The organism is Mesorhizobium sp. AA22 (assembly GCF_001672375.2).
In the GTDB taxonomy this organism is placed as follows: domain Bacteria; phylum Pseudomonadota; class Alphaproteobacteria; order Rhizobiales; family Rhizobiaceae; genus Mesorhizobium; species Mesorhizobium wenxiniae.
The window spans coordinates 4,446,203-4,464,873 of the sequence record NZ_CP048406.1 but is presented as its reverse complement, the minus strand read 5'-3'; the positions used below and the strand labels follow the sequence as shown (position 1 = coordinate 4,464,873).

9 protein-coding genes are annotated in these 18,671 nt (G+C 62.5%); 8 read left to right on the top strand and 1 reads right to left on the bottom strand.

Going from position 1 to position 18,671, the window contains the following annotated elements:
• Positions 1-38: 38 nt before the first annotated feature.
• The 7 genes from hutU to A9K68_RS21510 all read left to right on the top strand — a co-directional run bounded on the left by hutU (position 39) and on the right by A9K68_RS21510 (position 16,678).
• Positions 39-1,709 carry a urocanate hydratase gene (gene hutU / locus A9K68_RS21540; protein ID WP_065007999.1) on the top strand — a complete coding sequence of 557 codons (1,671 nt, stop codon included), beginning with the start codon at positions 39-41 and terminating at the stop codon, positions 1,707-1,709.
• Positions 1,710-1,717: 8 nt separating this feature from the next.
• Positions 1,718-2,305, top strand: a complete 588-nt coding sequence (locus A9K68_RS21535) for a HutD family protein (protein WP_065008000.1) — start codon at positions 1,718-1,720, stop codon at positions 2,303-2,305.
• Between the two features lie 247 nt (positions 2,306-2,552).
• Entirely contained in the window at positions 2,553-11,114 is an 8,562-nt protein-coding gene (locus tag A9K68_RS21530; protein WP_065008001.1) for a glucoamylase family protein, read from the top strand.
• Between the two features lie 358 nt (positions 11,115-11,472).
• Positions 11,473-13,245: a glucan ABC transporter ATP-binding protein/ permease gene (locus A9K68_RS21525; protein WP_065008002.1), complete on the top strand. Its 1,773-nt coding sequence runs from the start codon at positions 11,473-11,475 to the stop codon at positions 13,243-13,245.
• Positions 13,246-13,353: 108 nt separating this feature from the next.
• Positions 13,354-14,115, top strand: coding sequence for a heme ABC transporter permease (locus tag A9K68_RS21520; protein ID WP_065008003.1), 762 nt, complete (start codon positions 13,354-13,356; stop codon positions 14,113-14,115).
• A 205-nt stretch (positions 14,116-14,320) separates the two neighbouring features.
• Positions 14,321-15,001, top strand: coding sequence for an outer membrane beta-barrel protein (locus A9K68_RS21515; RefSeq protein WP_065008004.1), 681 nt, complete (start codon positions 14,321-14,323; stop codon positions 14,999-15,001).
• 45 nt (positions 15,002-15,046) lie between these two features.
• Positions 15,047-16,678, top strand: a complete 1,632-nt coding sequence (locus A9K68_RS21510; RefSeq protein ID WP_065008005.1) for a sulfotransferase — start codon at positions 15,047-15,049, stop codon at positions 16,676-16,678.
• A 34-nt stretch (positions 16,679-16,712) separates the two neighbouring features.
• Here A9K68_RS21510 and A9K68_RS21505 read toward each other — a convergent pair whose 3' ends face one another.
• Positions 16,713-17,771 carry a D-TA family PLP-dependent enzyme gene (locus A9K68_RS21505; RefSeq protein ID WP_065008006.1) on the bottom strand — a complete coding sequence of 353 codons (1,059 nt, stop codon included), beginning with the start codon at positions 17,769-17,771 and terminating at the stop codon, positions 16,713-16,715.
• 150 nt (positions 17,772-17,921) lie between these two features.
• Between A9K68_RS21505 and A9K68_RS21500 the strand changes: the two genes are divergently transcribed.
• A complete protein-coding gene (locus A9K68_RS21500) occupies positions 17,922-18,608 on the top strand; it encodes a D-lyxose/D-mannose family sugar isomerase (RefSeq protein WP_065008007.1) in 687 nt (228 codons plus the stop codon).
• Positions 18,609-18,671: the final 63 nt, after the last annotated feature.

Here is an 18,671-nt window from a genome sequence, read left to right as displayed (position 1 = left end):
GCTCCGCCGCGCAGCTCATTCGAAAGGAAAGTGACGCCATGACCGATCCTCGTCATAACATCCGCGAAGTCCGCAGCCCACGCGGCAGCGAGCTTAATGCCCGCTCATGGCTGACGGAAGCGCCGTTGCGCATGCTGATGAACAATCTCGATCCCGACGTCGCCGAAAACCCCAACGAACTGGTCGTCTATGGCGGCATCGGCCGGGCGGCGCGTACCTGGAACGACTTTGATCGCATCGTCGCCTCGCTGAAGACGCTTGGAGATGACGAGACGCTTCTGGTGCAGTCCGGCAAGCCGGTCGGCGTGTTCCGGACTCACACCGATGCGCCGCGCGTGCTGATCGCCAATTCCAACCTCGTGCCGCACTGGGCGACATGGGAGAAATTCAACGAGCTCGATAAGAAAGGCCTGATGATGTACGGCCAGATGACGGCCGGCTCATGGATCTACATCGGCACGCAAGGCATCGTGCAGGGCACCTATGAGACCTTCGTCGAGGCCGGCCGCCAGCATTACGGCGGCAACCTCAGGGGCAAATGGATCCTGACTGGCGGCCTCGGCGGCATGGGCGGCGCCCAGCCGCTGGCTGCGGTCATGGCCGGCGCCTGCTGCCTGGCGATCGAGTGCGATCCCGACCGTATCGATTTCAGACTGCGCACCCGCTATGTCGACGAGCGCGCCGACACGCTCGACGAGGCGCTGGAAAAGATCGAGCGCTGGACCAGGGCCGGCGAGGCGAAATCGGTCGGCCTGGTCGGCAACACCGCCGACATCGTGCCGGAACTGGTGCGGCGTGGCGTGCGCCCCGATATGGTCACCGACCAGACGTCGGCGCATGATCCGCTCAACGGCTATCTGCCCAAGGGCTGGTCGCTCGCCGAATGGCGCGAGAAGCGCACCAGCGACCCGAAGGCGGTCGAGAGGGCGGCGCGCGCGTCGATGCGCGAACATGTCGAGGCGATGGTGGCGTTCTGGAACGCCGGCGTGCCGACGCTTGATTACGGCAACAACATCCGTCAGGTGGCGAAGGAGGAAGGATTCGAGAACGCCTTTGCCTTCCCGGGTTTCGTGCCGGCCTATATCCGACCGCTGTTTTGTCGCGGCATCGGCCCGTTTCGCTGGGCAGCCCTCTCCGGCGAGCCCGAGGACATCTACAAGACCGATGCCAAGGTGCGCGAATTGACGCCCGGCAACACCCACCTGCACAACTGGCTCGACATGGCGCGCGAGCGTATCGCCTTCCAGGGCCTGCCGGCGCGCATCTGCTGGGTCGGTCTCGGCGATCGCCACCGGCTCGGCCTCGCCTTCAACGAAATGGTGGCGAAGGGCGAGCTCAAGGCGCCGGTGGTCATCGGCCGCGATCATCTCGATTCCGGCTCGGTTGCATCGCCGAACCGCGAGACGGAATCGATGAAGGATGGCTCGGACGCCGTGTCCGACTGGCCGCTGCTCAATGCGCTGCTCAACACCGCCTCCGGCGCAACCTGGGTGTCGCTGCACCATGGCGGTGGCGTCGGCATGGGTTTTTCGCAGCATGCTGGCATGGTTATCGTCGCCGATGGCACGCGCGAAGCGGCCAAACGCCTGGAGCGGGTGCTGTGGAACGACCCCGCAACCGGCGTCATGCGCCACGCCGATGCCGGCTATGATCTCGCCATCGACTGCGCCAGGGAGCACCAGCTCAACCTGCCAGGCATCCTCGGCTGAATCGCGCCTTGCGCATTCTCCGGGCAGCCGAATACCGGTCTATGCCGTGGAAGAACGGCGGCGGGGTGACGACGGAAATCGCAGTCTCGCCCGCAGGTGCTGCGCTCGACGATTTCGACTGGCGCATCTCCATGGCGCGCGTCGAAAGCGGTGGGCCATTCTCCGGGTTTGCCGAAGTGGATCGAACCTTGGCCGTGCTGGAAGGCGAGGGGATTGTCCTTGACATCGCCGGCCGCCCGGCCGCTACGGTGACCAAAGCTTCCGCCCCGCTTTCCTTTCCGGCCGATGTGCCGACGCAGGCGGCGCTGATCGCCGGTCCGATTATCGATCTCAATGTTATGACGCGGCGCGGACGGATAACCCATGCCGTCGAACGCGTGATGATTTCGACGTCGACGGACATCCACTCGGTGGCCGATGTGACTCTCATCCTGTGTTTTGACGGCGAGATCACGGTGGCCGGCGCGGCGCCTGTCCGCATCGGACCGCGCGATACGCTGTTGCTCGGGCCGGACGCCTTGAAGTGGTGCCTGGAGCCTGCGCGACCGGCGACGCTGTTCGTGATCCGCATCGATCGCGTTGCTGCAAACGATTAACGCCTGTTTCGAAACATGATCACAGCACCGGCGAAATATGCCGTAAGCTCAAGCCCAGATCACGAAAAAGCCCGAATCCTTCCGTCGATCAAGTCCCGGCGGGAGGGAGAGGTGGTTCGTCTGTAAGTTGTGGTGCGAAAACAAACTTTCGGCCCTTGTTTCGATGCAACCAATTGCATTTCATTCGGTTTTAGGGACATTGCCGTGGCGGTGACGCCGCTAACGCGTCCCCCATACGGAATTTTCGATGAATATCCAAACAGACCCCACCCAAATAGAAAAGTCGAGCGCGAGCTTCCCGGCCATCACGGAAGAGCCGATACGCTCCAATTTCCTGCCGGAAGAGCGCCTGCGCACGCTGGGTACAAGCCTCGCCAAGGGCGACGTCAAGGATCTGTTCGGCCTGGGGCCGTTCGATTTCCAGCCACGCATCCGCGACAGTGCCAGGAAGGTCCTCGAAGTCTACCGCTCGACCAATGCCGCGCAGGCTAGAGGCGAGACGATTACGCCGGCGGCGCAATGGCTGCTCGACAACAACTATCTGGTCGAGGAAACCATCTTCCAGGTCAAGCGCGACCTGCCGCACCGTTTCTATCGGGAGTTGCCGACCCTGAAGCTGCGCGACGGCGCCAGCGTGCCGCGCGCCCTTGCGCTGGCCTGGACCTATGTCGCGCATTCGGACAGTTCCGTCTCGGCCGCCATGTTCAAGGCGATCGTCGAAGGCTTTCAGGCCGTCGAGCCACTGAAGATCGGCGAACTCTGGGCGCTGCCGTCGCTGCTGCGCTTCGTTCTGATCGAAAATCTTCGCCGGATCGCGGTCCGGGTCAATCGTACCCGGCAGATGCGCCAGATTGCCAACGAGGTTGCCGACCGCGTGCTGGCGGTCGACGACAGCGCCGACCGTCAGGCGATCCTGTCGAACTACGTCGCCCATGCACAAGACACCACCTTTGCCACCCAATTGCTCTACCGCCTGCGCGACGGGTCGCAAAATGCCGGCAGGGCGCTGGAATGGCTGGAGGGCGAACTCGAAAAGTCCGGCTCCGATGCCGAGGAAATCATAATCAGCGAGCATCGCACGCTGTCCGGCGGCAATGTAACCACCGGCAACATCATCCGCGGCCTCAGGCTTATCAACGATATCGACTGGACGGTTTGGTTCGAAGGTGTCAGCCGCATTGATAGCTTGCTGCGCGAGCGCACCGATTTCGCCGCGCTCGATTTCTTCTCGCGCGACCAATACCGGACCGCGATCGAAGAAATGGCGCGCCGCTCCGATCGTTCCGAATTCCGCGTTGCCGAAAAGGCGATCGAACTCGCCGGCCATGCCGCTGTCGCCGATACCACCGGCACCGGTCCGACCGCTCACACCGACGTCGGGTTCTTTCTGGTCGGGCCGCGCCGGCTGGAACTGGAAAAGGCGATCGGCTATCGGCCGACCGTCAGCGTCACCATCAAACGGGCGTTCCGCAAGATCGGATGGCTGGGCATTGTCTTGCCGGTGTTCGCGCTGACGGTCCTGCTTCTGGTCCTCTCCGGCAACGCCCTTGCCAATCTCGGCCTGTCCAAATGGTCGATCGCGTTGATGCTGGCGCTGTTTGCCGTGCCAGCCAGCGAAGGCGCGCTTGCCTTCTTCAACACTGTCGTGTCGTTGTTCCTGAAGCCCACGCGCCTCGTCGGCTACGACTACAGACGCGGCATGCCCCCCGAGGCCCGAACGCTGGTAGTGGTGCCGTCGCTGATCGGCTCGCGCGACGACGTTGAGGAGAACATCCGCAATATCGAAGTGCATCACCTGGCCAACACGGCGGACGAAATCCATTTCGCTCTGCTTTCGGATTGGCCGGACAGCAAAACCGAAATCGATGCGGCGGATATTGAGATCCTCCAATATGCTCGCGATGAGATCGCACGGCTGAACGCCCGCTATCCCAGCGAAGGGGCGCCGCGCTTCTACGTCCTGCATCGCCGGCGGCTCTACAATGAATCCCAGGGCGCCTGGATGGGCTGGGAACGCAAGCGCGGCAAGCTGCACGAACTGAATCTTCTGTTGCGCGGTGACAGCGACACCACCTTCCTGCCGCTGGATGTGCCGTTGCCAGAAAACGTTATCCATGTCATGACGCTCGACGCCGACACGCGCACCACCCGCGATGCCGTCGCCAGTTTGGTTGGCAAGCTTTGCCATCCGCTCAACCGCCCGCATTACGATGCGGCAAAGCGCGTTGTCACCGCCGGCTACACCATCCTGCAGCCGCGCATCACCGCTTCCCTGACCAGCGGCGACGATGCATCCTTCTTCCAGCGGGTGTTTTCCGCCAATCGAGGCCTTGATCCCTACGTATTTGCCGTCTCGGATATCTACCAGGACGTCTTCGGAGACGGCTCCTTCACCGGCAAGGGCCTCTATCATGTCGACGCCTTCGAAGCGGCGCTGAAGGGCCGCATCGATGAAAACACCATCCTCAGCCACGATCTGCTCGAAGGCGCCCTGGCACGCGCGGCGCTGGTCACGGACGTCGAACTGGTCGAGGACTATCCGACCCGCTATTCGGTAGACGCGTCGCGCCACCATCGCTGGGCACGCGGCGACTGGCAGCTTCTGGGCTTCATTCTCGATCCGCGCTCCGGCGTACCGGCGCTGTCGCGCTGGAAGATGGTCGACAATCTGCGCCGCTCGCTGACGCCGATCTTCTGGGTGATGGGGGCGATCGCCGGCTGGACGTTGCTGCCTTTCACGCAGGCCGCGCAATGGCAGGCGCTGCTGATCCTCACGCTTTTCATGGCGCCGACATTCGATATCGTCCACGCCATCCTGCCGAAAAGCGGCGACCAGACGCCGCGCGGCCATTTCTCGGCGCTGGCGCGCGACGTTGTCTTCGGCACCGCCCTGGTGGCGCTGAAGATCGTGCTGATGGCGCATCTGGCCTGGATGATGGGCGACGCCATCATTCGCACACTCTACCGTCTGTTCGTCAGTCGGCAGAATCTGCTCGAATGGCGCACCGCCTCGCAGGCGCACAAGAATGGCGACAACGATCTCGGCTCCTATTACGGCATGATGTACGGCGCGGTGATTGTCGGGGTCGTCGGCCTCGCCATCCCGGTTCTGGCCGATTCCACCGGAGCTTTCGTCGCCTTCTTCTTCGCGCTGTTCTGGATCGGCTCGCCGGCGTTCGCTTTCTGGATCAGCCGCTCGGCCGAAACCGAGGACCGTTTGCGCATATCGGCGGCTGACATCCATGCGCTGCGTACCGTTGCGCGGCGCACATGGCATTATTTCGAGACCTTCGTGACGGCCGAGCATCACAACCTGCCGCCCGACAATTTCCAGGAAAGTCCGGCGCCTGTCGTGGCGCCCCGCACCTCGCCGACCAATATCGGCGTCTATCTCCTGTCGGTGATTTCAGCGCGCGACTTCGGCTGGATCAGTCTGTCCGACGCGACCACCCGCATCGACGCGACGATGTCGACCATCGAGAGTATGCCGCGTGAGCGCGGCCATCTCTTCAACTGGTATGACACGACGACGCTGAAACCGCTCTATCCGCTCTATATTTCCGCCGTCGATAGCGGCAATCTTGCCGGCCATCTGGTGGCGGTGGCGGCCGCCTGCGCCGAATGGGCGGAAGCGCCTGCAGTCCACCTTCAGGGCGACTTCGAGGGTATCCTCGATACGGTGACGATCCTCGACGAAAGCCTGGCGGAGTTGCCTGATGACCGTCGCCAGTTGCGGCCGTTGCGCCAGCGGCTCGCCGATCGCCTCGACGGCATGCGGCGCGCGGTCGAATCGATCAAAGCACAGCCCGAGATGGCATCGATCCGCACCATCAACCTGGCCGTTCTGGCCGGCGAGATTCGCAAGCTCGCCATCGCCATCCATACCGAGGCCGCATCGACACAGAGCGATACCATCGCCGACTGGGCGGCGAGACTGGAAGCAACCTGCGAAGCGCATGTCCATGACGCGCATAGCGACGACAATGCCGTCGAAGCCTTGCGGGCCAAGCTTCTTTCGCTGCGCGAGCGCACGCGTCGCTTCGCCTTCGAGATGGATTTCTCCTTCCTCATGCGGAAGGAACGCAAGCTCCTGTCGATCGGCTACCGGGTCGAGGAGCATCAGCTCGACGAAAGCTGCTACGACCTCCTGGCTTCCGAGGCGCGGCTGACCAGCCTGTTCGCCATCGCCAAGGGCGATCTGCCGACGGAGCACTGGTTCCACCTCGGCCGGCCGATCGTCGAGATCGGGTTCAAGGGCGCACTGATGTCCTGGTCCGGCTCGATGTTCGAGTATCTGATGCCGCCGCTGGTGATGAAGGAGGCGCAAGGCAGCATCCTCAACCAGACCAGCAAGCTCATCATCAAACGTCAGATCCAGTACGGCCGCTCGAAGAACGTGCCCTGGGGGATCTCGGAAGCGGCCTACAACGCCCGCGACCGCGAACTAACCTACCAATACACCAATTTCGGCGTGCCCGGGCTGGGCCTGAAGCGAGGTCTTGGCCAGAACACGGTGATTGCGCCTTATGCGACCGTGCTGGCGGCGCAGTTCACCCCGCGTGAATCGGTGCAGAACCTTGCCCGGCTGAGGCGGCTTGGCGCCCTTGGGCGGCACGGCTTCTACGATGCGGTCGATTTCACCCCGCAGCGCGTGCCGGAGGGCACCGACCATGTCGTCGTGCTGAACTACATGGCCCACCATTCCGGGATGTCGATCGCCGCCGTTGCCGACGCCATCTTCGAAGGACGCCTGCGCGACCGCTTCCACAGCGATCCGGTGATCGAGTCGGCCGAGTTGCTGCTGCAGGAAAGAGCGCCGCGCGACATCCCGACCGCCACCGTCAGGACCGAGGCCGACGAACGGTCGAAGGACGAAACGGAAGTCGAGAGCCCCGATACGCGCATCGTGCTCAACCCGCTCAAGGCGCTGCGTTCGACCAGCGTCATGTCCAATGGCCGCTACTCGGTCATGGTCACCGCGACCGGCTCCGGCTATAGCCGCTGGGGCGAGCTTGCCGTCACGCGCTGGCAGCCGGATCCAACCGAGGATCGGCTTGGCTCCTATATCTTCCTGCGCGACGCCGGCACCGGCGACTGGTGGTCGGCCACCGCCGAGCCGAAGCGTGCCACCGACGAAGAAGTGCAGACGCTGTTCTCCGACGACAAGGCGAGCTTCATCAAGTCGGTGGGATCACTGCGTTCGGAGGTCGAATGCATCGTCATCTCGGAAGGAAACGGCGAAGGCCGGCGGGTGACGCTCTACAATGACGGCCCGGTCGATCGGCATATCGAAGTGACCTCCTTTGCCGAACTGGTGCTGGGCTACGACGCATCCGACAACGCGCATCCGGCCTTCTCGAAAATGTTCGTGGAAACCGAAATCGCTGCGAATAACGGGGCGATCTTCGCCACAAGACGCAAGCGGGAAACGGACGAGCCTGATGTCACCATGGTCCACTTCGTCACCGACGCGTCTGGGTCGACGCGCGACGCCGAGGCCGAAACCGACCGGCGCGCCTTCATCGGCCGCGGCCGCACCATAACCGAGGCCGCCGCCTTCGATTCCGGCGCCAAGCTTGGCGGCCATTCCGGCTTCACGCTGGATCCGGTCGCAGCACTTCGCCGACAGGTGCGCGTGCCGGCCAACAAGAAGATATCGCTGACCTTCTGGACTGCCGTCGGCGCCAACCGTGCCGAACTCGAAGATGCCATTGCGCGGCTCGATCATCCGGAAGCCTTCGCCCGTCAGGCGATGCTCGCCTGGACCCGCTCGCAGGTGCAGACCCGTCATCTCGGCCTCAGCCTTGCCGATGCCGCCAATGTGCAGAATCTGGCGCGTTATCTGATCTATCCTGATCCGTTCCTGCGCCTTCCGGCCGAATCGATCGCCTCCGGGCTCGGTAAGCAGTCCAGTCTGTGGCCGACCAGCATATCCGGCGACTTTCCGATTTTCCTGGTCAGGATCGGCGATGTCGCCGATCTCGAAATCGTTGCCCAGGCGCTCCGCTTCCAGGAATATATGCGCGCCCGCGGCATGATGATCGACTTTGTCGTGGTCAACGAGCAGGCTTCATCCTACGTGCAGGACCTGCAACGGGCAGTCGAGACGCTGTGCGAAAACAGCCGTCTGCGCGGCAAGGAGCTCGGACCCCGCCAGCACATCTTCGCCGTGCGCCGCGATCTCATGGACGAGACGACCTACAAGACGCTGCTCGCCGTCGCCCGCGTCGCCCTGCACACGCGAAACGGCACCATCTTCGATCAGATCGAGCGCGCCGAGGCCGCTGCGCTGCAAGCACGGGACGCTTTGCAGCCGGCAGGTGCAGCAGCGCTTCGCGAACCGTCTCCGCCGGCGCCGCAGGCATGGGCTGCCCAGGCCTCGATCGAAGGCAGTGCCGACGGCAGCGGGCTCAATCAGTGGAACGGTTTTGGCGGCTTCGAGGGCGACGGACGCCACTATGTCGTGCGCCTTGCTGGCCGGCGTACGACGCCGCAGCCCTGGATCAACGTCGTCTCCAACGCCTCGTTCGGTTTCCATGTTTCGGCTGAAGGCGCTGCCTTCACCTGGAGCCGAAACAGCCGCGACTATCAATTGACGCCGTGGGCGAACGACCCGGTCACCAACCGGCCCGGCGAGGGCATCTATATCTACGATCACGCCAACGGCCGGGCGTTCTCGCCGGCGGCCGCAGTCGTGCGCGATCCCGCCATGACCTACGAAACATGGCACGGACAGGGTTTTTCGACCTTCCGTTCGAAGCGCGGACCGCTGTCGATGGACCTGACCCATGTGGTGGATCCTGTCGATCCGGTGAAAATCTCCCGATTGCGCATCCAGAATTCGGGTTCGGTGCCGGCGCGCCTGCGGGTTTATGCCTATGCGGAATGGGTTCTTGGCAGCCATCGTTCGCGCACGGCGGCGACCATCGTTCCGTCCAGGGATGCTGTGACGGGCGCGTTGCTGGCGCAAAATCCGTACGGGCTCGACTTCAGCGACCGGGTCGCCTTCCTGGCCACCGACAGCGCGGCACATTCTGTGACGGCCGACCGCGGCGAGTTCATCGGCCGGCACGGCACCAGCGAACTTCCGCATGCCGTGCTCAGCGGCGCCAGCCTGTCGGGCCGCGTCGAGGCCGGCGATGATCCTTGTGCTGCAATTGCACGCGACATCGACATCCCTGCCGGCGGCGACGTGACGCTGCTCTGGCTGCTCGGCGATGCAGCCTCTGCCGAGGAAGCCAGCGCGCTGGTACAGCATCATAGCAGCAAGGATTTCGATCAGCGGCTGGCTGACAACGAACGCACCTGGCGGGGATTTCTCGACACCATCCAGGTCGAGACGCCGGACAAGGCGCTCAATGCCATGGTCAACCACTGGCTGCCCTATCAGAGCCTTGCCTGCCGCATCCGCGCCCGCTCCGCGTTTTACCAGGCGAGCGGCGCTTTTGGCTTCCGCGATCAGTTGCAGGACACGCTGGCTCTGCTTGTCCATGATCCGAAATTGGCGCGCGACCAGATCCTCAACGCGGCGCGGCGGCAATTCCCCGAAGGTGACGTGCAGCACTGGTGGCTGCCGCGCACCGAGGCAGGCGTCCGCACCATGATTTCCGACGACGTTGTCTGGCTCGCCCACGCCACGTCACACTACTTGCAGGTGACCGGCGATACCGCGATCCTCAGGGAACAACTGCCCTTCATCGACGGGCCGCCTCTGGAAGAAGGCGAGCACGACGCCTTCTTCACCCCGGAGATCTCGAAGAAGACCGCTTCACTCTATGATCATTGCGCACGCGCACTTGACCTTGCGATCAAGCGCAGCAGCCCCGCCGGACTGCCGCTGATCCTCGGTGGCGACTGGAACGACGGCATGAACCGTGTCGGCGAGCACGGTAAGGGCGAGAGCGTCTGGCTGGGCTGGTTCCTGCTGAAGACGCTGGGCGACTTTGCACCTGTCGCCAAGGCGGAAGGCGATACCAAGCGCGCGCAAGCCTGGACAAAACACGCTGACGTGCTGAAGCGGGCGCTGGAAAGCACGGCCTGGGATGGTGAATGGTACCGTCGCGGCAGCTTCGACGACGGCACGCCACTGGGGTCGCGCGGTTCGCAGGAGTGCAAGATCGACTCGATTGCCCAGTCGTGGAGCGTGCTGTCGGGCGAGGGCGATCCGGCGCGGTCGACGACGGCGATGCAGCAGGCGATGAAAATGCTCGTCGACGACGAGCTCAAGATCGTCAAGCTTTTCACCCCGCCCTTCTCCAGGACGGAACAGAATCCAGGCTACATCAAGAGCTACCCGCCGGGTGTCCGTGAAAACGGCGGCCAGTACACCCACGCGGCGACATGGTTCGTCATTGCGCTCGCCGAAATGGGGCGCACCGACGACGCCTACCGCTGTCTCTCGATGCTCAACCCGGTCAACCACGCGCTCGACGAGGCCGCTGCCGAGCACTACCGTGTCGAGCCTTATGTCGTCGCGGCCGACGTCTACGCCGGGCAAGGCAAGGGCGGCCGCGGTGGCTGGACCTGGTACACCGGCTCGGCCGGCTGGCTTTATCGCGCGGCGGTCGAGGGCATCCTCGGCATTGAGCGCAGGGGCGAGCGCATTCGGTTCAGGCCGAAACTCCCCAGCCATTGGAATGGTTATACAGCAACGCTCAAGGTGCTGGGGGCCGAACTCAGGGTTCGCGTTCTCCGCGACGCCAAGGTCAAAGCCATCTCGTTAGAGGTAGATGGTAAAAAGACGAAGGCTTCGTCTTTCGAACCGAAAGCCGGCGACAAGGCCGAGGTGGTCGTCAGGATACCGGCGTAGTTCCAAGGATTTTGGCGTTTTTGCACGTCTTGGAGATGCGCGTTGTTTAAGGTTGCTCTAGAAATTCTATTGCGCATGAGCTTTCCCAAAAGCCGGTGCAGCCGTTAGGGATTCGTACATGACCAGTTGCTGATTAAAATTGCGGCAGTGCTTGCAGCCTGCCACGATTTTGCCGCAGGGCTGACATTTTACCTTTTTTCTCAAACCGTTAGGTGATCACGACAGATTTCGCAGCGTCGCCATCTTTTGTTCGCGAATTGGGAACTGAAGGGGTACACGAGCATTGTTTCGCGACACGTCAACGGGTACGTGTAGAAAATGATGCAGTGCACAATAACAATTTGCCGGAGTAGCTGAAGTGTCCCTTCTGCAGATCTACTGGAGAGCGCTTGGTTATCTCGCTGCCGACAGAAAACGCGTAGCGTTTATCTGCGGGGCGAATGTCGCGCTGGCCATTATCGCCATCCTTGAGCCGATCATGTTCGGACGGGTGATCGATGCTATTTCGGACGGCGGCTCGGTCTTTTCGACGCTCGCCGTATGGGCCGGTATAGGCGTCTTCAACGTCGTCGCCTTCGTTCTGGTGGCGCGCGGCGCTGACCGCTTTGCCCATGCACGACGCAGCGAGGTGCTTTGTCAGTCATTCGAGCGCGTGATCACCATGCCCCTTGCTTGGCATCATCAGCGCGGCACCTCCAATTCTCTGCATACGCTTCTGCGCGCGGTCGAGACCCTGTTCAGCCTCTGGCTCGAGTTCATGAGGCAGCATTTGTCCACTGTCGTGGCACTGGTTCTGCTGGTGCCGACGGCGCTCAGCATGGATATTCGCATGTCGATGGTCCTGCTGGCGCTGGGCGCGCTCTATGTCGGAATCGGGCGGCTGGTGATGCGTCGTACCAGGGAAGGCCAGGCGTCCGTGGAGCGGCATTTTCACCAGGTGTTCGCGCATGTGAGCGACTCGGTCAGCAACGTCGCCGTGCTGCAGAGCTACAATCGAATCGGCCACGAGACCGACGCCTTGAAGCGTTATGTCAAGAATCTGCTTGATGCCCAATATCCGGTGCTCGACTGGTGGGCATTGGCCAACGCCCTGCACCGCCTGTCGTCCACCATTTCGATGATGGTCGTGCTGTTGATCGGCTCCTATCTGGTCATGCGTGGCCAATTGCGTATCGGTGACGTCATCGCCTTTACCGGCTTTGCAACGCTGCTGATTGCCCGGCTCGACCAGATGTCGGCCTTCGCCAACCAGATTTCGGAGGCCAGGGCCAAGCTCGAGGAATTTTACCGCCTCGAGGACTCCGCGGCCGACGCCGCCGAGCCGGACGGGCTGCGTGACCTCGGCAACGTCACTGGTCATGTGCGTTTTGAAAACGTCAGCTTCGAATTCGCCAATTCGGGGCAGGGCGTGAACGACGTGTCGTTCGAGGTCCATGCCGGCCAGACCGTCGCCGTCGTCGGTCCGACGGGCGCGGGCAAGACCACGCTCATCAATCTTTTGCAGCGCGTGTTTGCGCCGTCCAGCGGCCGGATTCTGATCGATGGCATCGATACCCGTACGGTGACCCGCAAGTCGCTGCGCCACTCGATCGCCACCGTGTTCCAGGATGCGGGCCTGCTCAACCGCTCGATCGAGGACAATATCCGCGTCGGGCGCGCCGAGGCGACCTATGATGAGGTCCACGCTGCCGCCAATGCCGCTGCCGCGCAGGATTTCATCCTCTCGAAGAGCAACGGCTACGACACGGTCGTCGGCGAACGCGGGGGACAGCTTTCGGGCGGCGAGCGCCAGCGTATCGCGATCGCGCGCGCCGTGCTGAAGGATTCGCCCATCCTGGTGCTCGACGAAGCGACCAGCGCGCTCGATGTCGAGACGGAAGACCGCGTCAAGGAAGCGATCGACGAATTGCGGCGCGGCCGCACTACCTTCATCATCGCCCACCGCCTGACCACCGTTCGAGATGCCGATCTGGTTGTGTTCATGGACAAGGGCAAGGTGGTCGAAATGGGCGGCTTCGCCGAATTGTCGATGCGCAATGGCCGCTTCGCCAGCCTGCTGCGCGCCGGCGGCCTGCTCAACGACGAGGAAGTCCGCCGCCTCAGCCGCACCATCACGGACGAGGCTGCCTGAGCGGCCAGGCTGCCTTCCCTTCTCACCTGTCCTATGGGAGAAGGGAAGGCAGCATGCGACACCACCACTCGATTGCCCCAAAAGCGTCACCGGTTTATGTAAAGCCGCATGAGTGACCTGACTTCACGCCTCAGCGGCTGGATGGATTTCGCCAACCCGACGCGGTTTGTCTGGTTGGCCGACAAGGTGGTGCCATGGCTGGCGACCATCGCCGCACTCATCTTGGCCGCCGGGCTCTATATGAGCTTCGCTGCGCCGGAGGATTTCCAGCAAGGCATCACCGTGCGCATCATGTATATCCATGTGCCCTTCGCCTGGCTGGCCATGATGTGTTTCACGCTGATGGCGGTTTTCGCGTTGGGCACGCTGGTATGGCGCCATCCGCTGGCCGATGTCGCGCTGAAATCGGCGGCACCCATCGGCGCCGTCTTTACAGCACTCGCGCTGATCACCGGCTCGATCTGGGGCAAGCCGATGTGGGGCACCTGGTGGGTGTGGGACGCGCGGCTGACCTCGGTGTTCGTGCTGTTTCTGATGTATCTCGGCATCATCGCGCTGACGCAGGCACTCGACGATGCGGCGCGCGCCGCCTGGGCCGCCGCAATCATCACCCTGGTCGGCTTCATAAACATCCCGATCATCAAGTTCTCGGTCGACTGGTGGAACACGCTGCATCAGCCGGCTTCGGTGTTCCGCATGGGTGGCTCGACCATTGACCCCTCTATGCTGAGGCCGTTGCTGGTGATGGCTCTGGGCTTTACCGTGCTGTTCTTCGCGCTCCATCTGATGGCGATGCGCACGGAAATTCGCCGCCGCCGCGTCATCTCCATGCGCCGAGTCGCGGCGAGGCAGGCAGACAAGCCCGGCTAGGGGCACCCTGACTACCGGTCATTGGTCCTTCATTCGAATGCGCCCGACACGATGAGGCGCAAGTAAAAATGTTGCAACGTCGCAACAGCGATTTCCGCAGGTCGACCCCACCCTGGTTTCCACGTTGACAGTTCAGCCATGCACTGGACGTTATGCGTGCACTGGACGTGATATTTGCCTGTTAATTGTCGTGGGGGATTTGTCGATGAAAGTGCGCTTGCTGGCTGGCGTGTCCGCATTGGCCCTGATGCTTGGCTGGAATTCGGCCAATGCGACCGAGGCGGCGGTCGAAATTCCGGCGGCCCAGGATCTCTGGTATGTCACACTGTTTGGTGGCGCCAGCTTCCCGAATCGCGTGAAAACACATGCCGATTACTACAACAACGACTTTTCGATGGACTTCGATACCGGCTTCGTGATCGGCGGCGTCGTCGGTAGGCGGCTCAACGATGTGTTTCGCGTCGAAGGCGAACTGTCTTATGCCCGCTACAAGGCGAGTTCGTATCTGGAAGGTGGGCATCCCTGGTTTCCGGCTGACGGCGATTTGTCCGCTGCCTATCTGCTCGCCAACGTCTGGGCCGATGTTGCCCATTTTGGAGATGCCAAGCTCTACGTCGGTGGCGGCATCGGCGCCGCCCATGTGACCGCCGACACAACTTGGGGTGGTCACGCCTATGGATACGGATCTGGTGGGTGGGGTTTCGCCGGCCAGGCGGGAGCCGGCGTCACCTACGCGCTTGCGCAGAATATCGACCTCGATTTCGGCTACAGGTTCAAGGCCGTCTCCAGCGTCGACTTCGATTCCTCCCGCGAAGGCGATGCTGTATTCTCGAACGGCAAGTTGAATTCCCACAATCTGCAGCTTGGCGTTACGTTCAAATTCTGATTGGTCACGCTGATTGCCGTGATATCCGGCGATTGGGGGTGAAGCATGCCACTCTTGCCACGCCGGCAGCCCGTCGGTCTACCGGCCATGGCGCAGGATTTACTGCCGAGCGCTGGCGAGCCGGCGCCGGAGACATTGCAGCGCGGCATCGACCTGCAGCGCCGCAAGCGCTTTCGCGAAGCCGAGTTCTGCTATCAAACCGTGCTTCGACGTCAGCCCAAAAATGCCATGGCGCTCAATTTGATGGGCACGCTGGCGATCGAGGCCCAGCAAAATGAGACGGCCATCGACTTCATGAAGCGTGCGGTGAAGCTCGAACCGGGCAACGCCATTTTCCGCAACAATCTCGGCAACGCCTACAACCTGATCGGCAACATCGAACTGGCGCGCAAACAGCTGAGAAAAGCGATCGAGCTCGACGGCCGGCTTGTCGAGGCATTGTGCAATCTCGGCAAATCCTACCGGAGCCAACTCGAGGGCGACATCGCCGAGGGTTTCTATCGCCGTGCGCTGGCGGTCGACAGCCAATCGCTGACGGCGCTGGTCGGTATGGGCGACCTGCTCACCGACATGGGCCGGCAAGCCGAGGCGGTCGAATGCTTTGGCCGTGCCATCGCCATCGACAAGGCAAATGTCGAGGCGCTGTCCGGGCTGGCGCTCGCGCGTCGGGCCGTCAAGGGCGATCCAGCTCTGGCTTTGGTGCAGGCCCGCCTCGAACTGCCGATGACCACCGATCGCGAGCGGGTTATCCTGCATCACGCCGCCGGAAAAATCCTCAACGACCAGCACGAGTATGGCCTGGCCATCCGCCATTTCGCCAGGGCCAAGGCAATCTCCGGCAATGATTTCGACATTGCCCTGCACACGCGGCTCTATGACAGCTTCATTGAAACCTTCGACACCGGCTTTTTCGAAACGCGGCCAAAGTTCGGCAATCCGTCCGAACGTCCGGTCTTCATCGTCGGTATGCCCCGTTCAGGAACGACGCTGACCGAGCAAATATGCGCCAGCCATCACGATATCTATGGCGCCGGCGAGCTGGCGGCGATCCGTTCATTGGCCGGCGAACTTGGATTCGGCCAGCCTGATCCGGCGATTTTCGCCAAGGCCATGGTTTCGCTCACACCGACCAGGGCGAAGGAGCTTGGCTCGAAATATCTCGGCCATCTCAACAAGCGCAACGGCAAGGCGGCGCGCGTCATCGACAAGATGCCGCATAATTTCGAGTTGCTGGCCTTCATCGGCCTCATTTTGCCAAATGCCCGCATCGTCCACTGCCGGCGTGATCCGATGGACAATTGCACGTCCTGTTTCATGCACAATTTCTCCGATGCCCACGGCTACAATGCCGATCTGACCAAGCTTGGGCAGTACTACCGGCAATATGATCGCTTGATGCACCATTGGGCCAAGGTCGTTCCGCTGGCCATCCACGACATGCCTTACGAAGAAACCGTGGCCGATTTCGAAACCCGCGCCCGTGGATTGATCGGATTTCTCGGCATGGAATGGGACGATGCATGTCTGCATTTCCACGAAACCGAGCGCACGGTACGAACGCCAAGCCGCTGGCAGGTGCGCCAGCCGATCTATTCATCCTCTGTAGAGCGCTGGAAACTGTACGGCGATGCCCTCGATCCGCTGAGGGCTGCGCTGGGTCAGCTCGTCCAACCCTGAGCCAAACGGGCGTTCGGTCCGAACGACATCGAGCTTACCCCATCCGCCCCCGCGCGGCCACCGGCAGCGTCTCCAGCACCTTGTCGCCGTCGACCAGATGCACCTCGTCGAACAGATTGGTGACGACGCAGCAATGGTCGGGCACGACGCGCACGCGCTCGCCGATAAGAAGTTTTGTGTCGCCCGAAAGCGTGACATTGCCATGCTCTTCGCTGAGGCCGGTCACCCTGGCGCCAGGAATACCCAGCAGCTCGCCGAAATCGGCAAGCCCCAGCGTGTCGCTGGAGAGCGCCTTGCTGCCGGCGTCTAGGATCGCGCGCACCGGTGTCGGGTGGCTAACCACCGTCGACAGCACCGTCAATGCGCAATCGTCGAGGCTGCCGACACCTTTCGCGACCTGGTAGCGGTCGAGATAGATGTAAGTGCCCGGCCGGTATTCGGTGACGACGCTGTCCTCGCCCGAACGCCACATATCCGGCGTGCCGCCGCTTGAGATGCGCTGGCATTCGAGGCCGCAGGCGGCAAGTGCATCGCGTGCGCCGGCAAGCCAGGTTTCGGCCTCCGCGGCGCGACCGGCGGCCGGGTAGGTCATCAGCCCACCGAAGACGAGCCCCTTGGCATTGGCGATCTCTTTGGCCAGCCCCACAGCCTCGCCAGGCGACTGCACCCCGCAGCGGCCCATGCCGGTGTCGCATTCCACCAGCACCTGCAACCGGTGCCCGGGATCGGTGAAGGTGCCGGCAAGCCCGTCGAGCGTCTGACTGCTGTCCACCGTCACCGACAGCGTCACGCGGCCGTGCAGCGCCTTGAGGCGCTCCAGCTTGGCCCTGCCCAGAATGTTGTAAGGCAGAAAAATGTTGGTGAGGCCGGCATCGGCCATCACCTCGGCCTCACCGATCTTCTGGCAGGTGATGCCGACCGCACCCGCTGCGATCTGCTTCTTTGCCCAGTAAGGCAGTTTGTGGGTCTTGATGTGCGGCCTGAGCTTCAGCCCGTGGCGATCGGCGTGGGCCTGCGCCCGCGCGATGTTGGCTTCGGCGCGGTCGACATCGATCAGGATCGCCGGTGTATCGAGTTCGTCTATGCTCAGCATGGAATGCCACCATCAGGAAACTGGTTGCCGTTATGACCTTGATCGAACCGGATGTCATGAGGCCAGCTCATGCGGTTTACGTCGACACCGCACCGGCGTTCGGCTATTCGGTTTGGAGATCGCCTAGGCCGACTGGAAGGAACCACGACCATGAAACGCTCCGTCATCAACGACATCATCCGCGACGCCGATGCCTTCATCCGTTCGTTCGGCTATATCATGCCGCCCTTCGCCTATTGGACCCCGGAACAGATGAAGGCTCGCCGGCAGGATTCGTCGGCCATCTTCTCTTCCCGGCTCGGCTGGGACATCACCGACTACGGCCAGGGCAAGTTCGACGAGCTCGGCCTCTTCCTGTTCACCGTTCGCAACGGTCGCTACGAGGACATGAAGAAGGGCATGGGCATGCTCTATGCCGAAAAGATCATGATCTCGCGCAAGGATCAGCTGTCGCCAATGCATCGCCACAACATCAAGGCCGAAGACATCATCAACCGTGGTGGCGGCAGGCTGGTGCTGGAACTGTTCATGCACGATCGCGATGGCGGCATCGATCCGAAGGCCGAAGTATCGGTGCCTGTCGACGGAACCATCCACAGGCTGCCGGCGGGCGGGCTGCTGAAGCTCGATCCGGGCGAGAGCGTCACGCTATTGCCGGGCGTCTGGCATGCGTTCTGGGCCGAGGGCAAGGATGTGCTGATCGGCGAGGTGTCGACCGTCAACGACGATCTCACCGACAATGTCTTCCGCGACCCGATCGGCCGCTTCGCCGACATCGACGAGGACGTCGCGCCGCTGCACCTGCTCGTGTCGGACTACGAGAAGTGGGTGGGGTAGGAGGCAGCCTTGCTGCCTTCTACCGATCGAGGAGTGCGCAGCCTGCGCGAACTTCTGCAATGA